20 protein-coding genes are annotated in these 25,344 nt (G+C 33.9%); 10 read left to right on the top strand and 10 right to left on the bottom strand.

Features of this window, described 5'->3' with window-relative positions; genetic code table 11:
- Positions 1 to 8: 8 nt before the first annotated feature.
- Entirely contained in the window at positions 9 to 1,127 is a 1,119-nt protein-coding gene (gene dnaJ, locus ASG22_RS09435; RefSeq protein ID WP_055983327.1) for a molecular chaperone DnaJ, read from the top strand.
- A gap of 81 nt (positions 1,128 to 1,208) precedes the next feature.
- The gene (locus ASG22_RS09430) at positions 1,209 to 1,910 is read left to right on the top strand and encodes a hypothetical protein (RefSeq protein WP_055983325.1); all 702 of its coding nucleotides are present in this window, start codon (positions 1,209 to 1,211) and stop codon (positions 1,908 to 1,910) included.
- On the opposite strand, the gene ASG22_RS09425 is transcribed toward ASG22_RS09430, so the two are convergent.
- Both ASG22_RS09425 and ASG22_RS09420 read right to left on the bottom strand, forming a co-directional pair.
- The gene (locus ASG22_RS09425) at positions 1,902 to 2,825 is read right to left on the bottom strand and encodes an acyltransferase family protein (RefSeq protein WP_055983323.1); all 924 of its coding nucleotides are present in this window, start codon (positions 2,823 to 2,825) and stop codon (positions 1,902 to 1,904) included. The genes ASG22_RS09430 and ASG22_RS09425 overlap by 9 nt on opposite strands.
- A gap of 63 nt (positions 2,826 to 2,888) precedes the next feature.
- Positions 2,889 to 3,788, bottom strand: a complete 900-nt coding sequence (locus ASG22_RS09420) for a DUF808 family protein (protein WP_055983321.1) — start codon at positions 3,786 to 3,788, stop codon at positions 2,889 to 2,891.
- Positions 3,789 to 4,065: 277 nt separating this feature from the next.
- Between ASG22_RS09420 and ASG22_RS09415 the strand changes: the two genes are divergently transcribed.
- Positions 4,066 to 4,938 (top strand): alpha/beta hydrolase, encoded by an 873-nt coding sequence (locus tag ASG22_RS09415; RefSeq protein ID WP_055983318.1) that lies wholly within the window; start codon positions 4,066 to 4,068, stop codon positions 4,936 to 4,938.
- A 152-nt stretch (positions 4,939 to 5,090) separates the two neighbouring features.
- Here ASG22_RS09415 and ASG22_RS09410 read toward each other — a convergent pair whose 3' ends face one another.
- The 3 genes from ASG22_RS09410 to ASG22_RS09400 form a co-directional block, all read right to left on the bottom strand.
- Complete coding sequence (locus tag ASG22_RS09410; protein WP_055983316.1) at positions 5,091 to 5,798, bottom strand: DedA family protein; 708 nt, start codon at positions 5,796 to 5,798, stop codon at positions 5,091 to 5,093.
- Positions 5,799 to 5,883: 85 nt separating this feature from the next.
- Positions 5,884 to 6,996 (bottom strand): peptide chain release factor 2, encoded by a 1,113-nt coding sequence (gene prfB / locus ASG22_RS09405; RefSeq protein WP_055983315.1) that lies wholly within the window; start codon positions 6,994 to 6,996, stop codon positions 5,884 to 5,886.
- Between the two features lie 77 nt (positions 6,997 to 7,073).
- Entirely contained in the window at positions 7,074 to 8,423 is a 1,350-nt protein-coding gene (locus ASG22_RS09400) for an AAA family ATPase (RefSeq protein WP_055983313.1), read from the bottom strand.
- A 117-nt stretch (positions 8,424 to 8,540) separates the two neighbouring features.
- On the opposite strand from ASG22_RS09400, the gene ASG22_RS09395 reads away from it, so the two are divergent.
- Together ASG22_RS09395 and ASG22_RS09390 are read left to right on the top strand one after the other, a co-directional pair.
- Positions 8,541 to 9,443, top strand: a complete 903-nt coding sequence (locus ASG22_RS09395; protein ID WP_055983311.1) for an ABC transporter ATP-binding protein — start codon at positions 8,541 to 8,543, stop codon at positions 9,441 to 9,443.
- 2 nt (positions 9,444 to 9,445) lie between these two features.
- Positions 9,446 to 10,291 (top strand): ABC transporter permease, encoded by an 846-nt coding sequence (locus tag ASG22_RS09390; RefSeq protein WP_055983309.1) that lies wholly within the window; start codon positions 9,446 to 9,448, stop codon positions 10,289 to 10,291.
- Between the two features lie 204 nt (positions 10,292 to 10,495).
- On the opposite strand, the gene msrB is transcribed toward ASG22_RS09390, so the two are convergent.
- Positions 10,496 to 11,596 (bottom strand): peptide-methionine (R)-S-oxide reductase MsrB, encoded by a 1,101-nt coding sequence (gene msrB, locus ASG22_RS09385; RefSeq protein WP_055983533.1) that lies wholly within the window; start codon positions 11,594 to 11,596, stop codon positions 10,496 to 10,498.
- Between the two features lie 335 nt (positions 11,597 to 11,931).
- Between msrB and alaS the strand changes: the two genes are divergently transcribed.
- Positions 11,932 to 14,535, top strand: coding sequence for an alanine--tRNA ligase (alaS, locus tag ASG22_RS09380; RefSeq protein ID WP_055983308.1), 2,604 nt, complete (start codon positions 11,932 to 11,934; stop codon positions 14,533 to 14,535).
- Between the two features lie 417 nt (positions 14,536 to 14,952).
- Here the strand turns inward: alaS and ASG22_RS09375 are convergent, their stop codons facing one another.
- The 3 genes from ASG22_RS09375 to ASG22_RS09360 all read right to left on the bottom strand — a co-directional run bounded on the left by ASG22_RS09375 (position 14,953) and on the right by ASG22_RS09360 (position 18,208).
- Positions 14,953 to 15,246: a GIY-YIG nuclease family protein gene (locus ASG22_RS09375; protein WP_055983306.1), complete on the bottom strand. Its 294-nt coding sequence runs from the start codon at positions 15,244 to 15,246 to the stop codon at positions 14,953 to 14,955.
- A 329-nt stretch (positions 15,247 to 15,575) separates the two neighbouring features.
- Positions 15,576 to 16,268: a hypothetical protein gene (locus ASG22_RS09370; RefSeq protein WP_055983303.1), complete on the bottom strand. Its 693-nt coding sequence runs from the start codon at positions 16,266 to 16,268 to the stop codon at positions 15,576 to 15,578.
- 599 nt (positions 16,269 to 16,867) lie between these two features.
- Complete coding sequence (locus ASG22_RS09360; RefSeq protein WP_055983299.1) at positions 16,868 to 18,208, bottom strand: hypothetical protein; 1,341 nt, start codon at positions 18,206 to 18,208, stop codon at positions 16,868 to 16,870.
- Between the two features lie 304 nt (positions 18,209 to 18,512).
- Between ASG22_RS09360 and ASG22_RS09355 the strand changes: the two genes are divergently transcribed.
- The 3 genes from ASG22_RS09355 to ASG22_RS09345 all read left to right on the top strand — a co-directional run bounded on the left by ASG22_RS09355 (position 18,513) and on the right by ASG22_RS09345 (position 23,671).
- Positions 18,513 to 20,999: a DUF5686 family protein gene (locus ASG22_RS09355; protein WP_055983297.1), complete on the top strand. Its 2,487-nt coding sequence runs from the start codon at positions 18,513 to 18,515 to the stop codon at positions 20,997 to 20,999.
- 124 nt (positions 21,000 to 21,123) lie between these two features.
- Positions 21,124 to 23,328 carry a hypothetical protein gene (locus tag ASG22_RS09350; protein ID WP_055983296.1) on the top strand — a complete coding sequence of 735 codons (2,205 nt, stop codon included), beginning with the start codon at positions 21,124 to 21,126 and terminating at the stop codon, positions 23,326 to 23,328.
- A gap of 106 nt (positions 23,329 to 23,434) precedes the next feature.
- Entirely contained in the window at positions 23,435 to 23,671 is a 237-nt protein-coding gene (locus ASG22_RS09345) for a hypothetical protein (RefSeq protein WP_055983293.1), read from the top strand.
- Between the two features lie 145 nt (positions 23,672 to 23,816).
- Here the strand turns inward: ASG22_RS09345 and folP are convergent, their stop codons facing one another.
- Complete coding sequence (folP, locus tag ASG22_RS09340; protein ID WP_055983291.1) at positions 23,817 to 24,662, bottom strand: dihydropteroate synthase; 846 nt, start codon at positions 24,660 to 24,662, stop codon at positions 23,817 to 23,819.
- A gap of 113 nt (positions 24,663 to 24,775) precedes the next feature.
- On the opposite strand from folP, the gene ASG22_RS09335 reads away from it, so the two are divergent.
- A complete protein-coding gene (locus tag ASG22_RS09335; RefSeq protein WP_055983289.1) occupies positions 24,776 to 25,342 on the top strand; it encodes a DUF1599 domain-containing protein in 567 nt (188 codons plus the stop codon).
- Positions 25,343 to 25,344 lie beyond the last annotated feature (2 nt).

The following is a 25,344-nucleotide window of genomic DNA, read 5'->3' as shown; positions in this document are numbered from 1 at the left end:
AATATATCATGTCAAAAAGAGATTATTACGAGGTTCTTGAGATCAGCAAATCTGCCTCAGCCGACGAAATAAAGAAAGCATACCGTAAAATGGCTATTAAATTTCACCCAGATAAAAATCCGGGCGATAAAGAAGCTGAAGAAAATTTCAAAGAAGCTGCAGAAGCTTACGAAGTATTAAGTGACGAACAGAAACGTGCAAGATACGACCAATTCGGTCATGCAGGTATGGGCGGAAACGGTGGCTACGGCGGTGGCGGTTTCGGCGGTGGAATGAACATGGAAGATATTTTCAGTCAGTTCGGAGATATTTTCGGTGGCGGCGGTTTCGGAGGATTTGGCGGCGGCGGAGGTCGTCAGCAGGTGAAAGGTTCTAATTTAAGAATCAGAATCAAGCTAAATCTTGAAGAAATGGTTAACGGAACGCAAAAAACCATCAAAGTTAAGAAAATGAAGATGGCTGAAGGTGCTACTTCAAAAACGTGTCCTACCTGTGGCGGTTCGGGTGTTCAGATGAAAGTTATGAATACGATGTTTGGTCAGATGCAGACGCAGACAACTTGTGGTACTTGTCAGGGAATCGGGAAAGTGGCGGATAAAATTCCGGCTGGAGCCAATGCTCAAGGTCTGGTAAAAGATGAAGAGGAAATCACGATCAACATTCCTGCAGGTGCAAGAGACGGAATACAATTAAATGTAAGAGGAAAAGGTAATGATGCTCCTTTTGGCGGTATTCCAGGGGATCTTTTGGTAATTGTAGAGGAAGAAGTAGATCAGGTAATTAAGAGAGAAGGTGATAATCTTCACCAGGAATTATATATTTCTTACGCAGAAGCGGCTTTGGGAACAAAAAAAGAAGTCCCTACCGTTGGCGGAAAAGTGAAAATCACAGTTGATCAAGGAACTCAATCCGGAAAAATCTTAAGATTAGCAGGAAAAGGTCTTCCAAGTATCGACAGCTACGGAAAAGGTGATATGTTTATCCACATCAATGTATGGACACCTCAAAAGCTTACGAAAGAGCAAAAAGACTTCTTCGAAAAGCAAATGAGCAGCGGAGAAATGGTTGCAGAACCATCGGGAAAGGAAAAAACTTTCTTTGATAAAGTGAAAGATTTATTCAACTAAAAATATTTTAAGAGGCTTATTTTTTAAGTCTCTTTTTTTATCCATAAATTTGTTTAAACACCGAAACATTTACAAAAATTAATGGATTCAAAAACAGTATTCCTAAACGGCTGCAATGCAATAGCCAGTCAATTTCCGGATTTTACGATATATCAAAAAGGTAAACGATTAAAAAAAGTATCATCTGATAAAGATATTTTCTTCGAGATCACTTTTGAAAACAGCTTTATGAATCATTCGTCTCACACCATGATTAATCCCAGTATTGCTATTTATTCTAAAAGTTTAAAGAAATGGCAAATCGAACATATCAAAAATGAGTTTTGCAGCGGATTAATTTATGGAAATCACATCGGTTACATTACCCCTCTTAATACCTGGAAAAAATGGAACCTGGCTGGATTGTCATTTGAAAAATCAGTAAAAGCAATTGTCAATAATATTGAAAAATATGTGCTTCCGATTTTTGAAATATTTAATTCTAAAGAAAATGCGATTGAATTTCTTAAAAATAAAGGAACAAAATTTAATCCGTATTGTGAAGATTCTTTAAGTCCGATCAGTTTTTTATTGTGTCATTCTAACAAAGAGACTGCTGAAATATTCTTTAATAATTTCATTAAGAATTCAGGACATAAAGGAAAAATCATTAGTTTTTATGAAAAGCTGAAAACAGAAAAAGAAATTGATCTCAATCATTCAGAATTTTTGGATGCCGGACATATAAAGTTGGCATTTGTTAATATAATTTCAATAGATCATACTCAAGAATTCTTAAAGTAAATATTTAACTTTTCTATTCAAAAAAACCAAAATTAAACTTACTAGCAACAAAATTACGGTAAAAATTACATTCTTATATGATGGAAAATAAGTTGATTTGTAAACGAATTCCATGATTAAAGGGTGAATCAGATAGATGGCTGTTGAGATACTTGCCAGAATTTTAGAGTCTGTTTTTATCATGATATTTTTACAATAGAGAAATAATAACGGACAGGCAATTAGTAATGAAAATAATAAATCGATACTTTCTTTTTGGCTTAAATTAAAAACTGTGTAATTCAGAAAAGCTTCAAAAATGACAAGAAAGATAGAAATCAGAACAACCAAAAGTGATGGTTTACGTTTTACATCAATTTCCAGTTTCTTAATTAAAAATCCCATTCCTAAAAAGGGAAAACATACAAATAAAAAGTTTCTGTACGTTGGGAATAAATTTAATGTAGCATCAATTTCTCCATTAAAAAAATGTGAATTTCCTAAAAACTGAAGGGTATAACCGCAACAGAAAAAGAATACAATAAGTGAGACTAATATTTTAGGTGAAAGATTTCTTAACGCAAATAACAATAATCCGGAAAAAAAAGTCCCAATCAGATACCATAGGTGATGGTAACCAAAGAGAATATTCAACAGAAAATTATCATCTTCTTTCCAAAGCGGAAAATAAATAACCGACCAAATAACATACAGCAAAAGAATCCTAATTGACCATTTCTTTAGCCTTGAAAAATCATCAACAAAGAAAAAAAAGTATCCTGAAATAATTAAAAAAACAGGAACACCAATCCGGAAAAGTCCGTTTACCAAAACATAGCTCAATGACGGATAAGAATCCCGCAGAACGTGCATGTGAAGGCAAACAACAAAAATCGCCAGCACAATTTTTAATAAGTCAATTGATAAACTTCTCATAAATCATCAAAAAAGCTTATGATTGCGGTTCATAAGCTTTATATATTTTGAATTTAAACTCAGTTATTTTTTCTTAACCAAAGAAACAACTCCTTTTCCCATCGTGAAAAGTGCGACAGCGATTAATCCACCAGCCAATCCAAGAATAACTTCTTTTAAAATCTTCAGCACTTCATTGGAAGACCAAGATTCCAGAAAATGGTGAAAAAATTCTATTCTATGAGAAAAAATTCCACCGGCAACCATAATCAAAGCAATCGTACCAATTACTCCCAATGCTTTAATAACAATCGGTAAAGCTTTCACCAACAAATGTCCCAATTTTCCGAAGAAACCTTTATCCTTGCTTTTTTTAATTAGCTTAAATCCTGCGTCATCCATTCTTACAATTAAAGCAACAATTCCGTAAACCCCTACAGTTGCAATAAATGCCACCAAACTCGTAACTAAAATCTGTGTAATAAAGGGGTGACTTTCTTCTAAAACCGTTCCCAAAGCAATAATTACAATCTCGATTGATAAAATGAAATCTGTGGTAATGGCAGATTTCACTTTTGCTTTTTCCATCTCTTCAGGACTTTTTTCTTCTTCTGCAGCCTCTTCTATTACTTCATGACCTTTTTTATCACGATGAAAAAGAAATTCGATGATTTTTTCCACGCCTTCAAAAGACAGATACAATCCTCCCAGAATCAATACGTAATTAATTGCCGGAGCATACAGCCAGTTGAGCAAAAATACAATAGGCAGAATGATTAATTTGTTGATAAAAGAACCTTTTGTAATTGCCCAAAGCACCGGTATTTCTCTTGAAGAAACGAAACCTGTTGCTTTTTCAGCATTTACCGCCAAATCATCACCCAAAATTCCCGCTGTTTTCTGAGTTGCGATCTTACTCGTAACCGCTACATCATCCATCAAAGCTGCGATATCATCCAAAATTGCAAAAAAACCAGATGCCATAAATTTTAATATTTTTTTAATCTTCGTTAAGTTCAGCAAAAATAGATATTTTAAATCTATTTGCTCTATGATTTCGCAAGGTTTAAATTTTAAAATTAATTAAGCCGGAATTAAAAATTTCCATTAAAAAGTGATCAAAACATCAATGCGAATATAGAACTGCAATAAATAATAAAAATCGGACCAACTTACTGTATAGAACCGAAATTGTAGTTGTAATACTTAAAATCCTATTCTAAAATTTAATTTTAATCCTAATTTTCAGTACATTTATGCTATGAAAAAGCTGATTCTTCAATACCATTTTTTTGTTTTAGGATTAATTGGCTTTATGTTGGGTTCGTGTAATACAAGGAAATTCAAAGTTTGGGTGGGAACGAATAATGATCAGAAAATCTACAATTTAAAATACGGCGAACATAAAAGACAGAAAATAGATATTTTTTTGCCATCCGATTATCCTGAAAATTCTCCGGTCGTTTTAATCGTTCATGGCGGTGCCTGGACGTTAGGTAAGAAAGAACACATGATCCAAATTCAGAAAATGCTTTTCAAAAATAATATTCCGAGCATTAGTATGAATTACAGATTGGTTTCAAAATCAAAGAAAATCACATACCGGGAACAATTGGATGACATTAATTCTGCTATTACAAAATTTAATTCATTAGCACAGAAAGCGGAACTTCAGCCTGATAATTATATCCTTTTGGGTGAAAGTGCCGGCGGACATCTTTCTTTACTGTATGGTTATCAACATCCTGAGATTATTAAAAAAATTATTTCTTTGAGTGGTCCGACAGATTTTTATTCTCCGGAATATCTGAATTCATTCTATTCAAAATATACCTCTCCTACTTTTCAAAAAGTGGTGGGTGAGAAATTTGACCGTCAAAATTTATCTGAAGAATTTAAAAAAGCCAGTCCTGTTTATAATATTTCTAATGTTCCGACTTTATTATTTCAGGGAAACACTGATTTTTTGGTTAATCAAAAACAAGGATTAGTTCTGGATTCTGCTCTGACGGCGCAAAATATTCCACATAAATTAGTTTTTATGAAGAAAACAGGCCATGCGCCCAGATTTTTCAGTAAAAAGAAAAGAGACAGTATTATTTATCCTAATATTCTGGAATGGATTAAAAATTAGTTTTTACTCTTCTCTTAACCGGCATAGAAGAATCTTTATACAATTAAATTTCAATACCTCAACTTCGCTCAGCATGAAATTCTAATACTTATTCTGAATAAAAAAAACCTCCAAGTAATCGAAGGTTTCTTAATATATTTTAAAATTAAATTTTATTTACTTTCTTCATCGAAATCATGATTCTCATATTTCGAAAAGTCTTCTTTTTTTCCGAATAGAAATTTAATGATCACAGGAACTGTTGTTATTAAAATAATTACAATAATAATTAGCTCTAATTTCTTTTTAAGATCAATACCGAACTGATCCATGAATAATTTATCAAGATAATGCCCCGCAAAAATTAATATAAATGACCATAAAACAGCTCCGATAACATTATCTCTCAAGAATTCTTTTTTATCCATTCTCACAATTCCTGCAACGATAGGGGTAAAAGTTCTCACAACCGGTAAAAATCTTGCCATAATAATTGCCAAAGCACCGTTTTTTTCAAAGAAATCATGAGCCTGATACAGATACTTTTTCTTAAACAGCATAGTATCTTGCTTTTTATATAAAGCAGGACCCGTTTTGCGACCGAAATAATATCCAACTTCATTACCGATAATTGCCGCAATTGCCACACAAGAAGCCAGAATAGTGGTATCGAGAAAATCGCTTCCCGTAGATCCAAAAGTCTCTTCAATAATTTTTACCGCATAGATTCCAGATACAAAAAGAAGTGAATCGCCGGGTAAGAAAAACCCTATAAACAACCCCGTTTCGGCAAAAATAATGAATAAAATTAACCAAAATCCTCCGTTATCAATATAAAATTCCGGGTTTAATAAATCTTTCCAACTATTGTAATCTTCCATACGTTTTGATAAGTAACAAAAATAAGCTTAATAAACTTCAAAAAGAAATTTATTTCACGATTTTAACGAAATTTAAACATCCCGTTTATAAGTCCATGTCATCGTCGGAAACCGCCGTCCCGTCTGCCATTAGAAAAGCTTTGAGGAATGGTGTAAGATTCCCGTTCATCACAGAATCTACGTCTGAAGTCTCATGTCCGGAACGTACATCTTTCACCAATTTATATGGATGCATTACATAATTTCTGATCTGGCTTCCCCACTCGATTTTCATTTTGTTAGCTTCAATCTCGGTACGGGCTTTCAAACGTTCTTCCAATTCCATCTCATATAATCTTGAACGAAGCAACTGCATTGCTTTTTCTTTATTCTGAAGCTGCGAACGAGATTCTGAGTTTTCAATAATAATTCCTGTTGGTGCGTGGCGAAGACGAACCGCTGTTTCAACTTTGTTTACGTTTTGCCCACCCGCTCCTGAAGACCTCATCGTTTCAAATGAAATATCAGCCGGATTAATATTAATCTCAATTGTATCGTCTACCAAAGGATAAACATATACCGAGACAAAACTTGTATGGCGTTTTGCGTTAGAATCAAAAGGCGAAATTCTTACCAATCTGTGAACACCGTTTTCCCCTCTCAGGTAACCGAAAGCAAATTCCCCTTCAATTTCCAATGTCACGGTTTTTACTCCGGCAACTTCACCTTCCTGAAAATTCAGCTCACGGATTTTATAGCCTTGTTTTTCAGACCACATCGTGTACATTCTCATCAACATTGCTGCCCAGTCGCAACTTTCTGTTCCTCCGGCTCCTGCTGTGATTTGCAACACAGCAGAAAGTTCGTCACCTTCATTGGAAAGCATATTTTTAAACTCAAGATCTTCAATTTTCTCTACCAGTTGAGGAAAAGCTTCATCCAGTTCTTTTTCAGAATCTGGATCTTCTTTGGCAAATTCCATTAAAACCTGAAGATCTTCAAACTGCGTATTAATTTCATCATAGGCCTCAACCCACTTTTTCTTGGAACGAAGCTGCTTTAAAAACGCTTCTGCTGTCTTTGGATTGTCCCAAAATTCAGGTGCAGCTGTTTTTTCATCATCATTGGCAATTTCTATCTTCTTTTTATCAATCTGAAGATATTTATGAAGGTCATCAATTCTCGATTGAGTATCTTTTATATGGTCGTTGTTAATCAAAACTAAAAAATTTGAAAGGCAAATTTACGGATAATTTGGGTACTTTTCATGAGGGCTTACATTTGCGATTGAAAAAGCTAAACCTGCTCTTCCCCGTTATGATGAAAACCAATTTCCCTTCTTGGTTCTTCAACAACTCTGTAAGATTCCAGTTCAGTTTTTAAACTTTGAACTCTGTATTGAAACTGATCCAGATTATTAATCATCACATCGCTTAAAAATCTGGCAATTTGGTTCAGATATTCTTCCGTCAGTTTCCCTTTAGCATCTCTCAACGCACCATTCAAGAGAGTCTGATCGATGATAAGATTTTCATTTTTTGTTCTTTGGTAAAGATTTTTAATTCTCTTTTTTAAACTCTGAGTAAAATCAATCAGCATGGTATTACTGAACACTTTCATTTGTGAAGAAACTTCGTGCCAGAAAGGAATTTTATCGGCTTTATTATTCTTCAAAATTTTAAATAAAAGTGAATCTTTTTCAAGATTTTTGGTCATTGCATACAGAATAATCTCTGACCTCTCTGCATGGTTGGGCGGAAAAACAGGAACCATCACATCGAATCTTCCTGTGGCCAGAATTTCTTCGTCAATTTCTGCAACAGAATTCGCTGAGCCAATCATCAATAGGTCTTCCTGTTCAAATTTTGAAATATAGTGAAGAATGATTTCCTGCGTCTCAAGATTGCACGAAGCGATATTATTTTCTGCACTTCTTGCCATCATAATTTCGTCGAAATTTTCTAAAAATAGTAATACTTTATTTTCTTTCATCATCGCCACCAAAAAGTCATTAAAATTGGTCTGATTTCCATCCACAAAAGAAGTTCCGAGATAGTGTTTCTTAACTTCTTTGAATTTGTATCCGATAATTTCAGCAATTTTATTTGCCCAGAAAATTTTTCCGCTCCCAGGCGGACCGTACAGAATAATTCCTGCCGGTTTATTGATTCCCCAATCTTTAATCTGCTGAGGATTCAGAAACGGTTCCAATACGCTTGAAATGTAGAAAAACAAATCTCTGTATCCAATAAAATCCTGTTGCTGGAGACTTGTTTTATGTCCAAAATAATTGTAGACAAACTTGTAATTTCCGCCTAACTTATTATCGATTCCATAACTCGAAATGGAAGATTTGAAAAAACCGTTATCAAAAATATTGGGATTGTTTTCTTTAATCGCTTTTTCAACTTTTTCTTTCGGCTGATTGATTGTTTCTGCAATCTGCTCTACTGTTTTCGTTTTATCTAAATCTTTTTCATAAAGCCTTAAAAAATCTAAATTTTCACGGGCAAATTTTTCAAAATACTCCTTTACTTCAAAGTTTGTACTGATGCAAACTCCAAGTTCAAGATCAAAATCCTGTATAAATTGTTTTATCGCTTCTGCAGAAACATTCAGTTCCTTTGCCAATTCAATTAACTTCATAACTATCGATTAATACTACCAAATTTAATAGTTTAAATTATTAAAATTTATTGATATATAATATAATTTGTAACATTTCTTCAATTAAAAAGACTACTACTATGTAAAACAAATTACATGGAAAAGATTTTATCAGTAAAGAATCTGACGAAGAAATTCAAAAGAACTGTTGTCAACAATATTTCTTTTGACGTCGAAAAAGGAAATGTCTACGGACTTCTTGGGCCTAACGGAAGCGGAAAATCCACCACTTTTGGAATGCTGCTTTCAACCATCAACCCCACAAGCGGCGACTGGTTTTGGTTTGGCAAAAAAGGAACCGATCCGGAAACCTTAAAGAGAATTGGAGCGATCATCGAACAACCCAATTTTTATCCTTATCTAAGTGCAGAAACGAATCTTAAAATTGTTGCGGAAATTAAGAGTACGCCATACCAAAGAATTGAAGAAGTATTAAAAACCGTCGGTTTATACGAAAGACGAAAAGATACTTTCAAAACTTTTTCTCTGGGGATGAAACAGCGTCTTGCCATCGCATCAGCAATGTTGAATAATCCTGAAGTTTTAATTCTTGATGAACCGACCAACGGTCTTGATCCTGAAGGAATTATACAGATTAGAGAAATCATCACCAACATCGCAAAACAAGGCATTACAATCATTATTGCAAGTCACCTTTTGGATGAAATTGAAAAAATCTGCAGCCACGTAATTGTCTTGAAAGAAGGAAACTCTATCTATTCCGGACGAGTGGATGAAATAACTGCCAACAATGGTTATTTTGAATTAAAAGCAGATAACAACACTTTACTTTTGAATGCATTGAATGAACTGCAATGGTTTACAGCAATCAATCAGGATGGAGAAATCATCAAAGCGCAGATTCGTGATGATGCGTCGATTTCTGCTTCAGCTTTAAACCAAAAACTGGCTGAAAAAGGTATTTTCTTATCTCATTTAAATAAGAAAAAACTGTCTCTCGAATCTCAATTCCTTGAACTTGTAAAAAACACGCATTAATCATGATAAAATTATTAAAACTCGAATATTACAAAAATCTGAATTATAAGCCTTTCAAGATTTTCAGCATCATTTATTTTGCGATTCTGATTGCTTTACTTTTCATAGGATTAATTGATTTTGATCTTTTTGGAGGTAAGATTAATTTCAAAGAGCAGGGAATTTATAATTTTCCGGAAATCTGGAATTTTACAACATGGATTGTAGCGATCCTGAAAATTTTCTTAGGATTAATTATTGTTTTCTCGATTTCGCAGGAATTCAGCAACAGAATGTTTAAGCAGAATACAATCGACGGGCTGAGCAGAAAAGAATTCATCACCTCAAAACTATTGACGATAGGTATTTTTACTATTGTTTCCACATTAGTTGTATTTGTGATCACGATGTTTTTGGGATACAAATATTCTGTCACCACAGAATCTGCAAAAGTTTTTGAAGAGATTTTCTTTATCGGAAATTATTTTGTAAAACTGTTTACCTTCTTCTGTTTTCTGATGTTTTTATCTATTTTATTAAGAAAATCAGTTTTTGTTTTTCTTGCACTTTTTATATTTTGGGTTGTTGAAGGTATTCTATCAGCCGTGGAAGTTTTCACCAAAGTAAGTGGAATGCAGGGCGAACAAAGAAATCAAATTCTTCAGAACGATTTTTTCATCACGCATCTTTTACCCTTGGAAAGTATGTCGAGCCTTATTCCTAATCCAATAATGAGACTTAAAATGGCAAAAATGATGGGCTTAAAATATGAATTTCATTATCCTACAGAAAGCATGATTGCATGTTTGGTATGGTGTGCTATTTTTATTTTCGGATCTTATTGGATTTTAAGAAAAAGAGATTGGTAAGCCGTTAAACTAAAAGATTAAAAAATTTAGATAGTAAGTGATTCGTTTTAGGATCACTTTTTTTATTTTTGGCTTAAACTTTCAACTAATAAAATAGATTCTTCATTTCACTTTGTTGCATTCTGAATGACAGTAAAATATTAGAAAACAAAAAAGACTGCCTTTCGACAGTCCTTTCAATCACCTCACTTAATAATACACTTATTATTTTTTATCCAGTAGAGAAATATATTCTCCGTAACCTTCTTTTTGCATTTCAGCCTTTGGAACAAACTTTAATGAAGCACTGTTGATACAGTAACGAAGTCCACCTTTATCTGCAGGTCCGTCATTGAAAACGTGTCCCAAATGTGCATCTCCGGTTTTACTTCTTACTTCTACTCTAGTCATTCCGGCTGATTTATCTAATTTTTCGTCAACTAATTTTTTAGAAATCGGTTTCGAAAAACTTGGCCATCCACAACCCGATTCAAATTTATCGGTTGAAATAAATAACGGCTCACCTGTTGTAATATCCACATAAATTCCTTCACGAAATTCTTTGTCATATTTATTAGAGTAAGGCATTTCTGTTGCATTTTCCTGCGTTACTTTGTATTGTTCGGCAGTCAGTTTTTCTTTTAAAACGTTTTTATCCTGTTTTTGATATTTCATTTCGCTTTTCTTTGGAAGCGGATTCGCATTTTTTGCCATTTCAAAAAGTCCCGGCTCGATGTGACAATATCCTCCCGGATTTTTATCTAAATAATCCTGATGATAATCTTCCGCTTTATAGAAATTTTTCAATGGAATCGTTTCTACAACTAATGGTTTACTGTAATTTTTAGCCAACTTCTGAACTTCTTCTTTAATAATCGCTTCCGTAGACTTATCGGTAGAATAAATTCCTGTTCTGTATTGGTCTCCTCTGTCATTCCCTTGTTTGTTTAAACTTGTAGGATCAATCGTTTTAAAATATAAATCAATTAAGAGTTTTAAATCTACTTGCTCAGGATCATATTTCACTTTTACGGTTTCCGCGAAACCTGTTGTATGACTTACAACCTCTTCATAAGTTGGATTCGTTTTATTTCCGTTGGCATACCCAACTTCAGTTCCCACAACACCACGAATTTGTTGAAAAAAGTGTTCTGTTCCCCAAAAACATCCACCTGCAAAATAAACTTCTCTTACATTTTTACTATCCATAACGGTCTCATTTTCTTTTTTAGTTTCAGTAGATTTCATTTTTTTTGAATCTCCACAGCTTGTCGCAAATACTCCTATCCCCAGAATCATTCCGAGTAATATTAATATGTTTTTCATTTTTATCTTTTTATTCATTTTATTTTATTGTTCGTTAACTTTTTCCCGGTTAAAATCTGCAAGTTCTTAGTTGCAAATTTCGGACTAAATACCGTATTAAATCAGTGATACTATCTATCGAACTGATAGCATATTTTCTCAAGATTTCCTACATAATTATATACGAAAAATAGTAGAAAATGGTTTTAAAAATACTTTTAAAATTGATAATAATATATGTCTTATTTATCGGAATGTAAAGCCATGGTTTAAAACAAAACTATATGTTTTATATTACTTTAAAAATCTTAAATTTGCATCTTATCAAATTGTAAAAAGCAAAGCAATATATAATTATGACATCACAAGAGATTCGTCAAAAATTTTTAGATTATTTTAAAAGTAAAGACCACCTTATCGTTCCTTCGGCACCTATTGTGTTGAAAGACGACCCTACGCTCATGTTCTCCAACTCAGGAATGACGCAGTTCAAGGATTTTTTCTTAGGTTACAAAACACCTACTGCCCCAAGAATTGCCGACACACAGAAATGTTTGAGAGTTTCAGGAAAGCATAATGATTTGGATGATGTAGGTAGAGATACTTATCACCACACCATGTTTGAAATGTTGGGAAACTGGTCTTTTGGTGATTATTTCAAAAAAGATGCTATTGCTTTTGCCTGGGAATTATTAACGGAAGTTTTCGGAATTCCAAAAGAAAATCTTTATGTGACCATTTTTGAAGGTGATGCTTCAGAAAACCTTGATAGAGATCAGGATGCTTATAACTTCTGGAAATCTCACATTTCTGAAGACAGAATTATCAACGGAAATAAGAAAGATAATTTCTGGGAAATGGGTGAAAGCGGACCGTGCGGACCTTGCTCAGAAATCCATGTTGATTTAAGAACTCCGGAAGAAAAAGCTAAAGTTTCAGGATTGGATTTGGTTAATAATGACCACCCCCAAGTTGTGGAAGTATGGAATCTGGTTTTCATGGAATTCAACAGAAAAGCTGACAGAACATTAGAAAAACTTCCTGCACAGCACGTAGACACAGGAATGGGCTTCGAACGTCTTTGTATGGCACTTCAAGGGAAATCTTCCAATTACGACACAGACGTTTTCACTCCGTTGATTATTAAAGTTGAAGAACTTTCGGGTAAAAAATATACCGGGATTTTAGAAGACGAAAAAGATATTGCCATCCGTGTGGTGGTAGATCACATCAGGGCAGTTACGTTTGCGATTGCAGACGGGCAGTTGCCTTCAAGCGGAGGTGCCGGTTACGTCATCAGAAGAATTTTAAGAAGGGGAATTTCTTATTCTTATAGATTTTTAGATATGAAAGAACCTTTCCTTTATAAATTAGTTGCTGTTCTTCAGGAGCAAATGGGAGCATTTTTCCCTGAGCTTGAAAAACAGGGAAATCTTGTCACTGAAGTAATTAAAAGTGAAGAAGAATCTTTCCTAAAAACGATTGAAACAGGATTAATCAGAGTTGAAAGATTAATTGAGCAGACAATAGCTAATCAATCTAAAGTGTTACCAAGCGAAGAAGTGTTCGAGTTGTATGACACATATGGATTCCCAGACGATTTAACAAGAATTATCGCCGAGGAAAAAGGATTGACCATCGACGAAGAGGGTTTCAAAGCAGAAAGAGAAAAACAGAGATTGCGTTCCAAAGAAGATTCGGCTCAAAAAGTGTACGACTGGGTAACGTTAGAAGAAAGAGAAGAAAACTTCGTTGGTTACGACCAAATCGAAGCGGAAACTTATATTACAAGATACCGAAAAGTAGAAAATAAAGACGGAGAATTTTATCAGGTGGTGTTGAGTAATTCTCCATTCTATCCCGAAGGAGGTGGACAAATCGGTGATAAAGGTGTCCTAGAAAATGCTACCGAAAGTTTCGAAGTATTAGAAACAAAAAAGGAAAATGGGTTGATTATCTCTTTAATCAACGGGCTTCCAAAAGATGCAGGAGCGCTTTTCTTCGCTAAAGTAAATGCGACAGAAAGAAAAAATTCTCAGGCAAACCACTCGGTAACGCATTTGTTACACGAAGCTTTGAGAGAAATCCTGGGAACTCACGTTGAGCAGAAAGGTTCATTTGTAGGTCCTGATTACCTTCGTTTCGACTTCTCCCATTTCAATAAAATGACTGAAGAAGAATTGGCTTTGATTGAAGCAAAAGTAAATACAAAAATCAAAGAAAGTATTGCATTACAGGAATTCAGAAATATTCCAATCCAGGAGGCGATTGATAAAGGGGCAATGGCTTTGTTTGGTGAAAAATATGGTGATAACGTAAGAATGATTCAGTTTGGAAGTTCGAAAGAACTTTGTGGAGGAACTCATGTGAAAAACACCAGTGAAATCGGTCATTTCAAAATCAATTCTGAAAGTTCTGCGGCGGCGGGAATCAGAAGAATTGAAGCGATTTCAGGAGATAAATCTGAAGAATATTTTAAGAATTTAGAAAAACAGGTTTCCGAACTTTCCCAATTATTAAAATCTAAAGATATTGTAAAATCAATTGAAAAATTAATTGAAGAAAATTCTTCTTTAAAAGCTGAAGTTGATGCTTTGAAAAAAGAAAAAGCTAAAGGAGAAATCAGCGATTGGAAAGGAGCTTATGTACAAAAAGGCGATAAATTACTTTTGGTAAAAAGAACTTCTTTAGATGCCGGTTCTGTGAAAGATATCGTGTTCCAGTTGAAGAAAGAAATCCCGACTTCAATAACGATTATCCTGTCTGACGCAGATGGAAAGCCAATGATTACCGTTGGCGTTTCCGATGACTTAGCAGGAATCTATCAGGCTGGAGCATTGATTAAAGATTTAGCAAAAGAAATCCAAGGCGGCGGAGGCGGAAACCCCGGTTTCGCAACTGCAGGAGGAAAAAATCTTGATGGTCTTGAAAATGCTTATCATAAAGCTTTGAATATTTAATTAATTCTTGCAAAAACATTTCCGCTTTGCGGTACTTATACGGACTTTATGATCCGAATTTACGTTAAACAACAATCCCTTTCAGTTTCTGAAAGGGATTGTTTGTATTTGATAAAGTCTATCTTTTCGTCACTTCGAGTGAAATTCTGAAAGAATTTTGTATCGAGAAGTTTATGATTAAATGATCGAAGTCTGACATTCACCGGTTCTCGATACATTTTTCTACGCTTTGCTACGAAAAACACTCGAACTGACAAAACTAATTACTATCAGGTAAGCAGATCGTTACTTCGAGTAAATTTTGAAAAAATCGTATCGAGAAGTTTTTGATTAAATGACTGAAGTCTGACATTCACTGGTTCTCGATACATTTTTCTACGCTTTGCTACGAAAAACACTCGAACTGACGGGGGGCAATTATATATTAAAATTCTTTTTCGCAAGATTAGGCAAGTCTTCATATCTTCCTTCAATTAATGCTAATTTTTTCGCCTGAGACCATTTCTTAATCTTTTTCTCAAAAGCAATCGCCTGTTCAATATCCATGAACTGACAAAAATAAACTAATTGTAAGGGGCGTTTGGAGAAAGTATAAGAACCAAAATATTTACCGTCTTGATGTTCGTCAAAACGTTTATAAACATTTTCGGTTACACCCGTATAATAGGTATTATCAGAACAAAGTAATATGTAGACAAATGATATTTGCATTTTTAATCGTATCAATAAGTTTTCATTCAACGATCGTCACTTCGAGTAGATTTTTGAAAGAATCGTATCGAGAAGTTAGTGATCCAACGTCCGGAGTTTGTCATTCACCGGTTCTCGATACATTTTTCTTCGCTTTGCTTCGAAAAACACTCGAACTGACGAAACTAATAGTTAAGCAGGTCGTCACTTCGAGTAGATTTTGAAAAAATCGTATCGAGAAGTTTATGATTAAATGATCGAAGTCTGTAGTTCATCGGTTCTCGATACATTTTTCTACACTTCGCTACGAAAAACACTCGAACTGACGAGATAACTGACCACTGGTTTATTCACACCGGATTCACAGGCGGAGTTTCCGGAAGCCCGCTCGGGGTATCATAAATAATGTAATCATTGTATTTGGCCTCGCTGGTTTCATAGAAAATATCTTTACCGATGCCTGAGTATTTTATAAGTAACTCATACAGTCTGTTGAGTGCCTCTACCCTGCTTTCTGCGGCGACATCCCGATCAGAAATACCTTGAGCCTGTGCATCTATAGTCACATCCAGTGTATTGCGTTGGGCGATAAGCGTTGCGATTTTCTCTGAAGTAAGACCTTCGTCCGAAAGTTCGGTAAGGTATTTTTCTGCCGTAAGACTCATGATCTTGGCGACACGCACAATCTCTGCATCGCTTTGCTGACTAATCATGGTATCGCCGAACTCCTTGTATTTGGCACTGCCCTGTCCGAAAACATTTTCTGCTCTGTTGAAAATACTACGCATCGTTTTTTCCAGTGCGTTTCTGGCGGCATCTTTTTGTTCGGTGAGATTCATTTTGATGGCTTCCAGCTGTTCATCGTTTGGGAAATTATCTACCGTGTTTCGTGCGGTTGTCAGTTCAGCCTTTTTTGCGGTGTTGTAGCCACGATCTGTAAATTCGGCGATGTCTCTGTCGATTAGAGCGATCAATTCATCTGCTTTTTGTTTCAGTACAGCATCTGCCAGATTGAAGTCACGTATTACCTGATTTTTTTTCATAATGGTATTAATTTTTTGTGTTTAAAAATTGTTTTGAAATCTAATTATCTATTGATTGTTGAATAAATTGATTTTCATAAAAAGGCTGTAAAGTATTGTAAAATAACAAATTGTACTTGATTGCCTCTTCGGAGTGGTTGATCGCTTCTTCGGAAAGTTTGATTTTCTCTTCGGAATGCTTGACATGCTCAACGGAACGGTTGATTGCCCTTACAAAACACTTGAACACCCTAACAAAGTAGTTGCTGTTCTCTACTGAATGCTTAAATGCCATTTCGAAACGGTTGAAGCAGTCTTCAAACTTCTTGAATGATTTAATGTAATACTTTAACGGTTTTCGAGTTCAGTAAGCTGTTCATTAAAGTTGAGTTTTTTGTGGGAACCGGTAGTGCCGGAAGCCTGCGCATGAACTGCGGGATTATTTTTTAATATCATCATTTTGTTTTTTGTTGTTCTTAAAACAAATATAAAAATATTTTTTAATAGTATGGGATTGGGAGTTTGTTTTTTTTGAAATGGGAAAACCTTGCGGAGGGCGAGGTTTCTTATATTGATGGGCTTTTTTTAAAGCAAGCTAGATTATAACAGAAAGTTTTTTCTTACCATTCTTTTTTCATTAAAGATTTTATAGCCAAATTTGCCAAGTCAATTCCCAGATTAAAATAATATTCCATTTCATCTTTCCAGTCTTCGGACAAGCTCATTATAGCAATTTCATTAATACTATTGTCAATATTTATATGATTGAATTTCTCTTTGAAGGTTTCTACATATATATTACGGTCTGGAACCAAGATTAATTTGGAATCTGGAATTTTTTGATGTTCATTGATGAAAGTCGGACAAAAAAGAATTGTATTTAGAATTCCTTTTCTATTATTCATCAAGTTCTTAAGTTCTTCATAGATTTCTGAAAATTCATGATTACTTGCCGCCATTAATAGCCCCCAAGACAAATTATGTTCAAAAATAAATCCCTCAGTTATATTTAGTTTTCTAATAATCATAATGGCAATATCAATAATATATTTTTGAGCACTTACATTGCCTTCAAAAAGAAAAAATGTAAGTGCAATATAAAATGCTACGTGGTCTTGAATAAAAATATCATATTCATAATTTAGTCCTGGCAAATATTCAATCTTATTAAATGTTTCAGTTTTCTGAGCTTCAATTAGCAATTTAGTAAAATCGAAGTCATTAATTTCATTTCCATATCGTGAGTATAATAAACCTAAATTGATGAACTCAGATACTATGCTTGCGGAGTAATTTTCATAACTTAGATAGAATGAGCGTTCATCTGAAAAAAATCTATAAATAAATTTCAAATACTGTTCTTGAAATGACTTATCACTTGAAGCTACATCTGCATATATTTGACCCAGTTCATATAGTTGATTTTCATGGATTAATTTTTCAATATTCTTTAGAAATAATTCGAATTTAATTTCTGATTTGATTTCCTCAAAATTGTTTATTAATCTCAAAATATGAGCTAAGTTAGCTTCATTATGAATTCTTCTGTGTTGAGAAATGATTTTTACTAATAGATTTTCAATGTCTGCATTGTTTATTCTAAATATATCATAATTATGTTTCCCAAAAAGTCCAATTAGATCGTTGTATTTTTCTGAATTTTCCGCTCCATCAATTATTATATGAAAAAAGAATAACGGTTTTTCAAATACTTTACTGTCTTTCCCAAAAATTTTTGTTGGATTGTTAGCAATTGAATTATTGCTTGAACTTTCGATTTCAAATATAAAAAGGGGAAATTTATTTTCTTGATTATTAAACCATGCAATATCAATAGCTTGACTTCCAAATGAATTTTCTTTCATAGGATATTCTGTATCAGTATAATATCTTAATCCTTTACCCAAATCAATGAGAAAGTCAAATAATTTCAAACTTATTTCTGTAGAATGTTTACCCATTAATTTAATGCTTTATTCTCAATATCATATGGATCCGCCTTTACGCACTTAGTCAATTCAAGCTATAATTTGCTAAAATTAATAATTATCTATAAAAAATGTAATTACATTTCAAACTTAAATGAAAAAAGCCAAAGTTCTCATGTTCTCGATACAAAATTATTCATCAAATAATTTTTACTCGAACTGACGAAGGTCATACATTGGGATACAGATAGTTTTTATTTTTAACAAAAGATTATATTTTTTCGTATCGTTTTGTAACCTTCTTATCAATAGTTTTGTCATACCTATAAAGAAACTAATGACAAAACTTTTATTTCCGCTATTTTTATTTTTTTCGGCATTCTTTTTTGGTCAGAGCCAGTTGAAGGTATTCAACAAAACCAATAAACAGCCGATTCAGAACGCTGCCGTTTACTGTGACGACAATCTGTTGGGAAAAACCAATCATGAAGGGGTTTTATCTTTCAAAACAAAATGCAGAAAAGTAGAAATTCTTGCCAGCAATTTTGAAGATGCGTTGGCTGATGTAAAAAAATCGATGGAGATATCGATGAAACCGCTGTCTGAAAAGATGGATAATATCGAAAAAATCGTTATTCAGGATAAAAGTGATCCGAGAGCGCTGAGAATTCTGGATGAAGTCAACAAAAGAGCGAAAGAAAACTCTCCGAAATCATTAGATTCTTATAATTTTAAATCGTACACTAAATTTTCTATTGACGTAGATAAAGATTCTGTTGATACGTTCAAAAGTTTCCTGGCTACGAGAAAAGATTCACTTTCAAAAGTAGATCAGAAAGGTTTTAAACAGAAAGAAAAGGATAAGAAAGACTCGCTGACTGCCGAAGATTTCCTAAGTGCCACGGAAGAAAGCCAGATGTTCCTTTGGGAAAAAGCGACAGAATATAAATTTTCAAAAAGTTTTGGTGAAAAAACAGACGTCATCGACAACAGAATGTCGGGTTTTAAAAATCCGATTTACGAAGCATTGGCGATTAATATTTCCAATCTTGACCGAACGCCGAGACAGCTGAGACCGGAAAACAGAAAACTTTTTAATTTTTATCTTTCTGATACATTACAGCTTGACGGCAGAAAAACGTATGTCATCAAATTCAAAGAAATTACAGATAAGAAAAAGCAAAATCCGAGAAAATTCAACGGGAAAATATTTGTTGATTCTGAAACGTATGCGCTGAAAAAGTTTGAAAGTGCCAATAAAAAAAGAAACGAAGGCGACATTGTTTCTGTCTGGAAACCGATTAACGGAAAATGGTTTCTGGATTATGAAGACATTAAACTGAAGATGGGCGACCAGACTTTTAATACCTCAATAAAAGACAGCATCAAAAATGACAGTCTAAAAAAAGGCAATACAAAGCTCAGCGACAAGCAGAAATACAACAGAAAAACGTTTGGAAATTATCTGTATGTAAAAAACCGTTTCTTTGATTTTCAGCTGAATGAACCTCAAAAAGCATCAGATTTTAAAGGCTATTCTTTAGAAGTGAAAAACACCGACGGAAGCCTTTTGGATAAATACAGAACCGACAGCCTTACGACAAGAGAAAGTGCCACATACACCAAGATCGACAGCTTTGTACAAAAGTATGATTTTGAGAAAAAGCTGAATACTTTAACTCAATTAATGAAAGGAAATATTCGGTATAAGATATTTGATTTTGATATTACCAAGCTTTTCAGTTACGATAAATACCAAGGGGTACGTTTGGGAGCCGGTGTGAAATTGAATGAGAAATTCAGCAAAACATTTTCTCCTGACGGATATTTTGGATACGGATTTAAAGATCACACCTGGAAATATGGTTTAGGATTGGATGTAAAATTATCTGACAAAAGAACTTCTGTTTTCAGAATTGATTACGTAGATGATGTGTTTGCAGCGGGAAGATTTAATAATGCCATGTGGGATGTGATGATGAAAGTTTCGGATATTAATCTGGATCTTCACAATGCGACTTTCTATAAAAATCAAAAATGGGGAGCTTCCTACTTGTATGATATTTCCAATTCGCTAAGCATGAAAATCGCCGTGAATAAAGAAAAACAGCAGGCTCTTTTCGATTATCAGTATAAAAATTTAGGAAATAGCTTCGACAATACAAGTGCTACCCTATCGTTGAAATTTTCTCCGAATGATAAAAATATCATGACACCAAGCGGAAAATACACATACGAAAAAGGGTATCCGCAGATGTATCTGAATTATGAAAAAGGATTTGAAACGTTGGGCGGAGATTTAGATTATCACAGAGTTGATGCCTTGATTATTCACCAATTCAGATCTAAATTAGGGTATACTAATCTGAAACTTTTCGGTGGAATTTCTTCAGGAAATGCTCCGATCTGGAAGAATTTTGAAATTGCCGGACAAAATGATGCGAATGTCGATCATTGGTATTCAAACATCAGCACGCCTTCCAACTTAGGATTTGCGACAATGCCTTCCGGAACTTTTTTTGCTGATAAATTCGTTGCTTTTAAGGTTTCCCAATATCTTCCATTCAGGTTTAAAACTTTTGGTGAAAGATATTCCAATATCGAACTTGAATATCAGGCAGCAATTGGAAATTTGAAAAACAGAGAAAACCATCAGTTTCAGTTCCAGGTGCTGGATCATTATTATCAGGAAGCAGGTCTGATGTGGAACAGATTCTTAGGAAGAAGTTTCAGCGTCGGTTTTTCTTACCGATTAGGATATTATCAGACTTCAGAATTCAAGGATAATTTTGGAATCAAGATCAAATTTAATCTTTTAAATTAAAATACAGAACTCCCGAATTTTGGGAGTTTTTCTTTTTATATTATGATCACCTCAATTAAACATGAATATCAATTAACAAAACTTTTCTACCACAATAAATATCATTAATTTTGGAAAGGTTTCTATGAAAAGGTTTTTAGTCTTTATATGCTTCTGGATGTATGTTTTTGGTTATTCACAATCGAAAGTTACCTCTATTGAAGGCGTTGTGATAGAAGACAAAAGCGATGTGAGAGCATTGGAAATCCTTAAAAAAGTCAATAAGTTATTCAGAGAAAACTCTCCTAAAACACTGGATTCTTATTCTTACAAATCTTACGAAAAAATTTCTTTGGATATTGATGAAGACAGTATTTCACAATTCAATCAGTTTTTCGAGGAAACCGGAATGTTTAAGAAAAAGAGAGAAAAAGATTCATTAAATAATATTTCTGCACGAAAAATTTTCTCAAAGAGTAAATTGTTTCTCTGGGAAAGAGCTCAGGAATTTTTATATTCGAAAAAATACGGCGAAAAAATCAACATTCTCGATAACAGAATTTCCGGACTGAAACAGCCGATCTACGAATTGATTGCCCTTCAGCAAAGCAACAGAGATAAGCTTCCAGCTCAGCTGAAACAGGAAAACAGAGGTCTTTACCGATTTTTTTTAACTGATACCATTGAAATGGATGGAAGAAAAAATTTCGTCATTCGTTTCAGAGAAGTGAATTATAAAAAGCCTGACAAAAAGAGGAAATACAACGGTGCGATCTATGTTGATACCGAAACCTACGGAATTAAAAAAATTGAAAATTTCAGCAAAAATAAAAACGACGGAATTATTACAAGTACCTGGATTTACTTTAATAATAAATGGTTTTTATCTTACGAAACAGTAAAGCTGAAGATGAGCAATATGGCGATGGAGGAAGATGATAAGGAGCATCCCGAGGAAAAACATGACAAAAAAAATAAACAAAGTTTCGGCACATACGCTTTCCTAACCTCAAAATATTTTGATTACAAATCACCCATTGAAAATGATCAGAAGGATTTCAAAGGATATACTTTTTCGGTCAAAAATATAGGAGGAAATACGTTGGATCAATACAGAACTGATCCGTTGACCGCCCGTGAAAAAAATACCTACACGACCATCGATAGCTTGGGGAAAATTTACAATATTGATACTAAAGCACGGGTTTTAACGGGTTTACTGAACGGACAAATCAGGGTCGGAGTTTTGGATTTTGCAGTTGATGAAATTATAAATTTCAACTCCTATGAAGGTTTTAGATTGGGTCTAAAAGCTAAGCTTAATGAAACTTTCAATCCTTATTTTTCACCGGATTATTATTTTGCTTACGGTTTCAAAGATGATAAACTGAAATACGGAATCGGCCTGGATATTAAAACAACACTTGACAAAAATTCATTTTTCAGACTTGATTATATTGATGATGTGACGGCTTCCGGAGAGTTTTACCGAAGACTCTGGAATTTTAAAATGAGAATGGCAAACTACGGAAACAACTTAAATAACGACAGATATTATCATTATAAAAGTGTCTCAGCTTCTTATCTGAATGATGTGACAAATGGTTTGACTTTAGTTTTTGCCGCAAGAAGAAATGTGGAAGAAGCCATGTTTGATTATTCATTTAGAAACAGAGGGGCAGGATTTGATAATTTCAACACATTATTCACACTAAAATATTCTCCGAATTCTACCAATATTATGACGCCGCAGGGAAAATCACTGATCGATCAGAAATATCCCGAACTCTATTTTAATTATGAACAAAGCTACAAAACATTAGGTGGAGATTTTAATTATACCCGATTTGATGCGCTTTTCGTACATAATTTCAAAACAAGATTCGGAACGACAGGTTTCAGGTTGTATGGCGGTATGGTTTTAGGAGATGCCCCGATCTGGAAAAACTTTACGATGAATGGATTGGCTTCTCCAAAGAGAGATTTTAATTTCAACCTTACTTCATTCCTTGGATTTGCCACACTGGAAGGCGGAAAATATTACAGCGACCGATTTATTGCATATTATTTCACACATAAAGTTCCTTTCTATTTCAAAAGCGTTGGACAGAATATTTCAAGTTTTGATTTTGTTTTGAGAGGAACCATTGGAGATATGCAGCATCCCGAATATCATCAGTTTAGATTCCGTCCGCTGAATCATCTCTATCAGGAAATTGGTCTGGAATGGAATAATTTCCTTTCAAGTTACTTTAATTTAGGATTATTTTACAGAGTCGGATATTATACAACCCCGAATTTTATGCAGAACTTTGCCATTCAGTTTAAATTAAAATTGTTGGAATTTTAATATAAATTCATTCTCAAAATTCCCCTCCTTTGGAGGGGTGGCGAAAATTCAACGAATTTTTGACGGGGTGGTAAAAAAATTAGCAATTAAAAATCAATAATAAACAATGCAAAAAATAGAGATAAAAGCAGAACAATTTTTCGAATTATTAAAATTAAAAGATACCTCCATGTGGGAAATTTTTGACCAGATGATTGATGGAAACGAAAAAGAAATCATCTTTCTAGATAACGAAAATAAAATTCTTTTCAATTATATTCTTCCTTCAGAAAAAGAAAAAATGGAAGAAGACAGAAAAGAATTTTCAAAAGAATTTGCGGATAAATTAGCGAATCAGAATTAAAAAATGATTTCGGNAATCCAAAGAAAAATCTGCAGACGAACATGACGGAAAACTTTTTGTCATCCAGAAAGGAAAAGCCATTTGTGATAAAGCTCGGCGGCTTCGCCGCCGAGCCGAAATCAAATCTGTATTAAATATGAATTTATCATTTCAAAAATTCATCAACCGTTTTCTTACCCTCTACAACGTCATGAACTCTCAGGATTTTTGCACCTTGCTGTAAAACTTTCAAATGTAATTTCTGTGTTTCTTCATTAACATCTAAAGGTGATTTTCCCAAAGGTTTATAAATGAAAGATTTTCTTGAAATTCCAATTAATAAAGGAAATTTTCCAAAACCTAAAAACTTCACTTCATCGATCATTTTCATCTGATCTTCAACTGTTTTTCCAAAACCGAAACCGGGATCAAGAATAATATCGTTGACACCCTTTTCAAGTAATTCATTCGTTTTTTTAGAAAAATATTGATTCATGGAAACGGTAATATCTGCAAATTTCATTTTATCATGCATTGTTTCATACGAAGGATTTACGTGCATCAAAATATAGGGAAGTTTTGTTTCTGCGGCTGTATCAAACATTTTATCATCAAAATTTCCTCCTGAAATATCATTAATCAGATCAATTCCTTCATTAAAACCAAACTTTACCGTTTCAGCATAAAAAGTATCTAAAGAAATCAAAGATTCCGGAAATTCTTTTTTAATTAAAGAAATCATATTTCCGATTCTTTTAATTTCTTCTTCAGCACTTAGAAATTCTGCATTTGGTCTTGTCGATTGCGGACCGATGTCGATAATCTCTGCTCCATCTTTCAGCATTTTCTCTGTTTGTACCAACGCTGATTTTTCATTGTTAAATTTCCCGCCGTCAGAGAAGGAATCCGGAGTAAGATTAAGAATTCCCATAATTTTCGGAGTGGATAAATCGACTAATCTCCCGTTACAGTTTATTGAATGATAATTGATCGATGATAAATGATTTTGCATCCCACAAAAATACTAACTTCCTCCTTCTGTTCTACAATTTCAATACAAAAAACTAAGCCTCGATTCCTGCTACCTAAAACCTAATTCGTATATTTGAAAGATTAAGAAAATTTATGTCAGAAACATCAATACAGTTCGGAAAAGTGATCAGCGAGTGCCGTGAATTATTCAGTAAAAAGCTACAGGATTACGGTGCAGCATGGAGGGTTTTGAGACCGAGTTCTATTACGGATCAAATTTACATTAAAGTCAACAGAATCCGCACGTTACAGATGACTGACAAAAAGATGGTTGACGAAAGTGAAGAAGATGAATTTATTGCAGTAATCAACTACTCTATCATCGGATTAATTCAGCTTGAAAAAGGTTTTTCCAACGATTTTAACGAAAATAAAGAAGAGATTTTAAGTCTTTACGATACATATTCTGCAGAAGCCCAGGCTTTAATGGAAAGAAAAAATCATGATTATGGTGAAGCGTGGCGAGACATGAGAATTTCTTCAATCACAGATTTGATTTATCAGAAAGTTTTAAGAACAAAACAAATTGAAGATAATCAAGGGGTTACAATCGTTTCAGAAGGTTTAGATGCCAATTATTTTGATATGTTGAACTATGCCGTTTTTTGCCTGATAAAATTCTCCGAAAAAGAAAATAACGTCGAATCCAAAACTATTTAATT

The organism is Chryseobacterium sp. Leaf405, from assembly GCF_001425355.1.
GTDB lineage: Bacteria > Bacteroidota > Bacteroidia > Flavobacteriales > Weeksellaceae > Chryseobacterium.
Note: the sequence above shows the minus strand (reverse complement) of the source record. Positions and strands in the feature narration are given on the sequence as shown.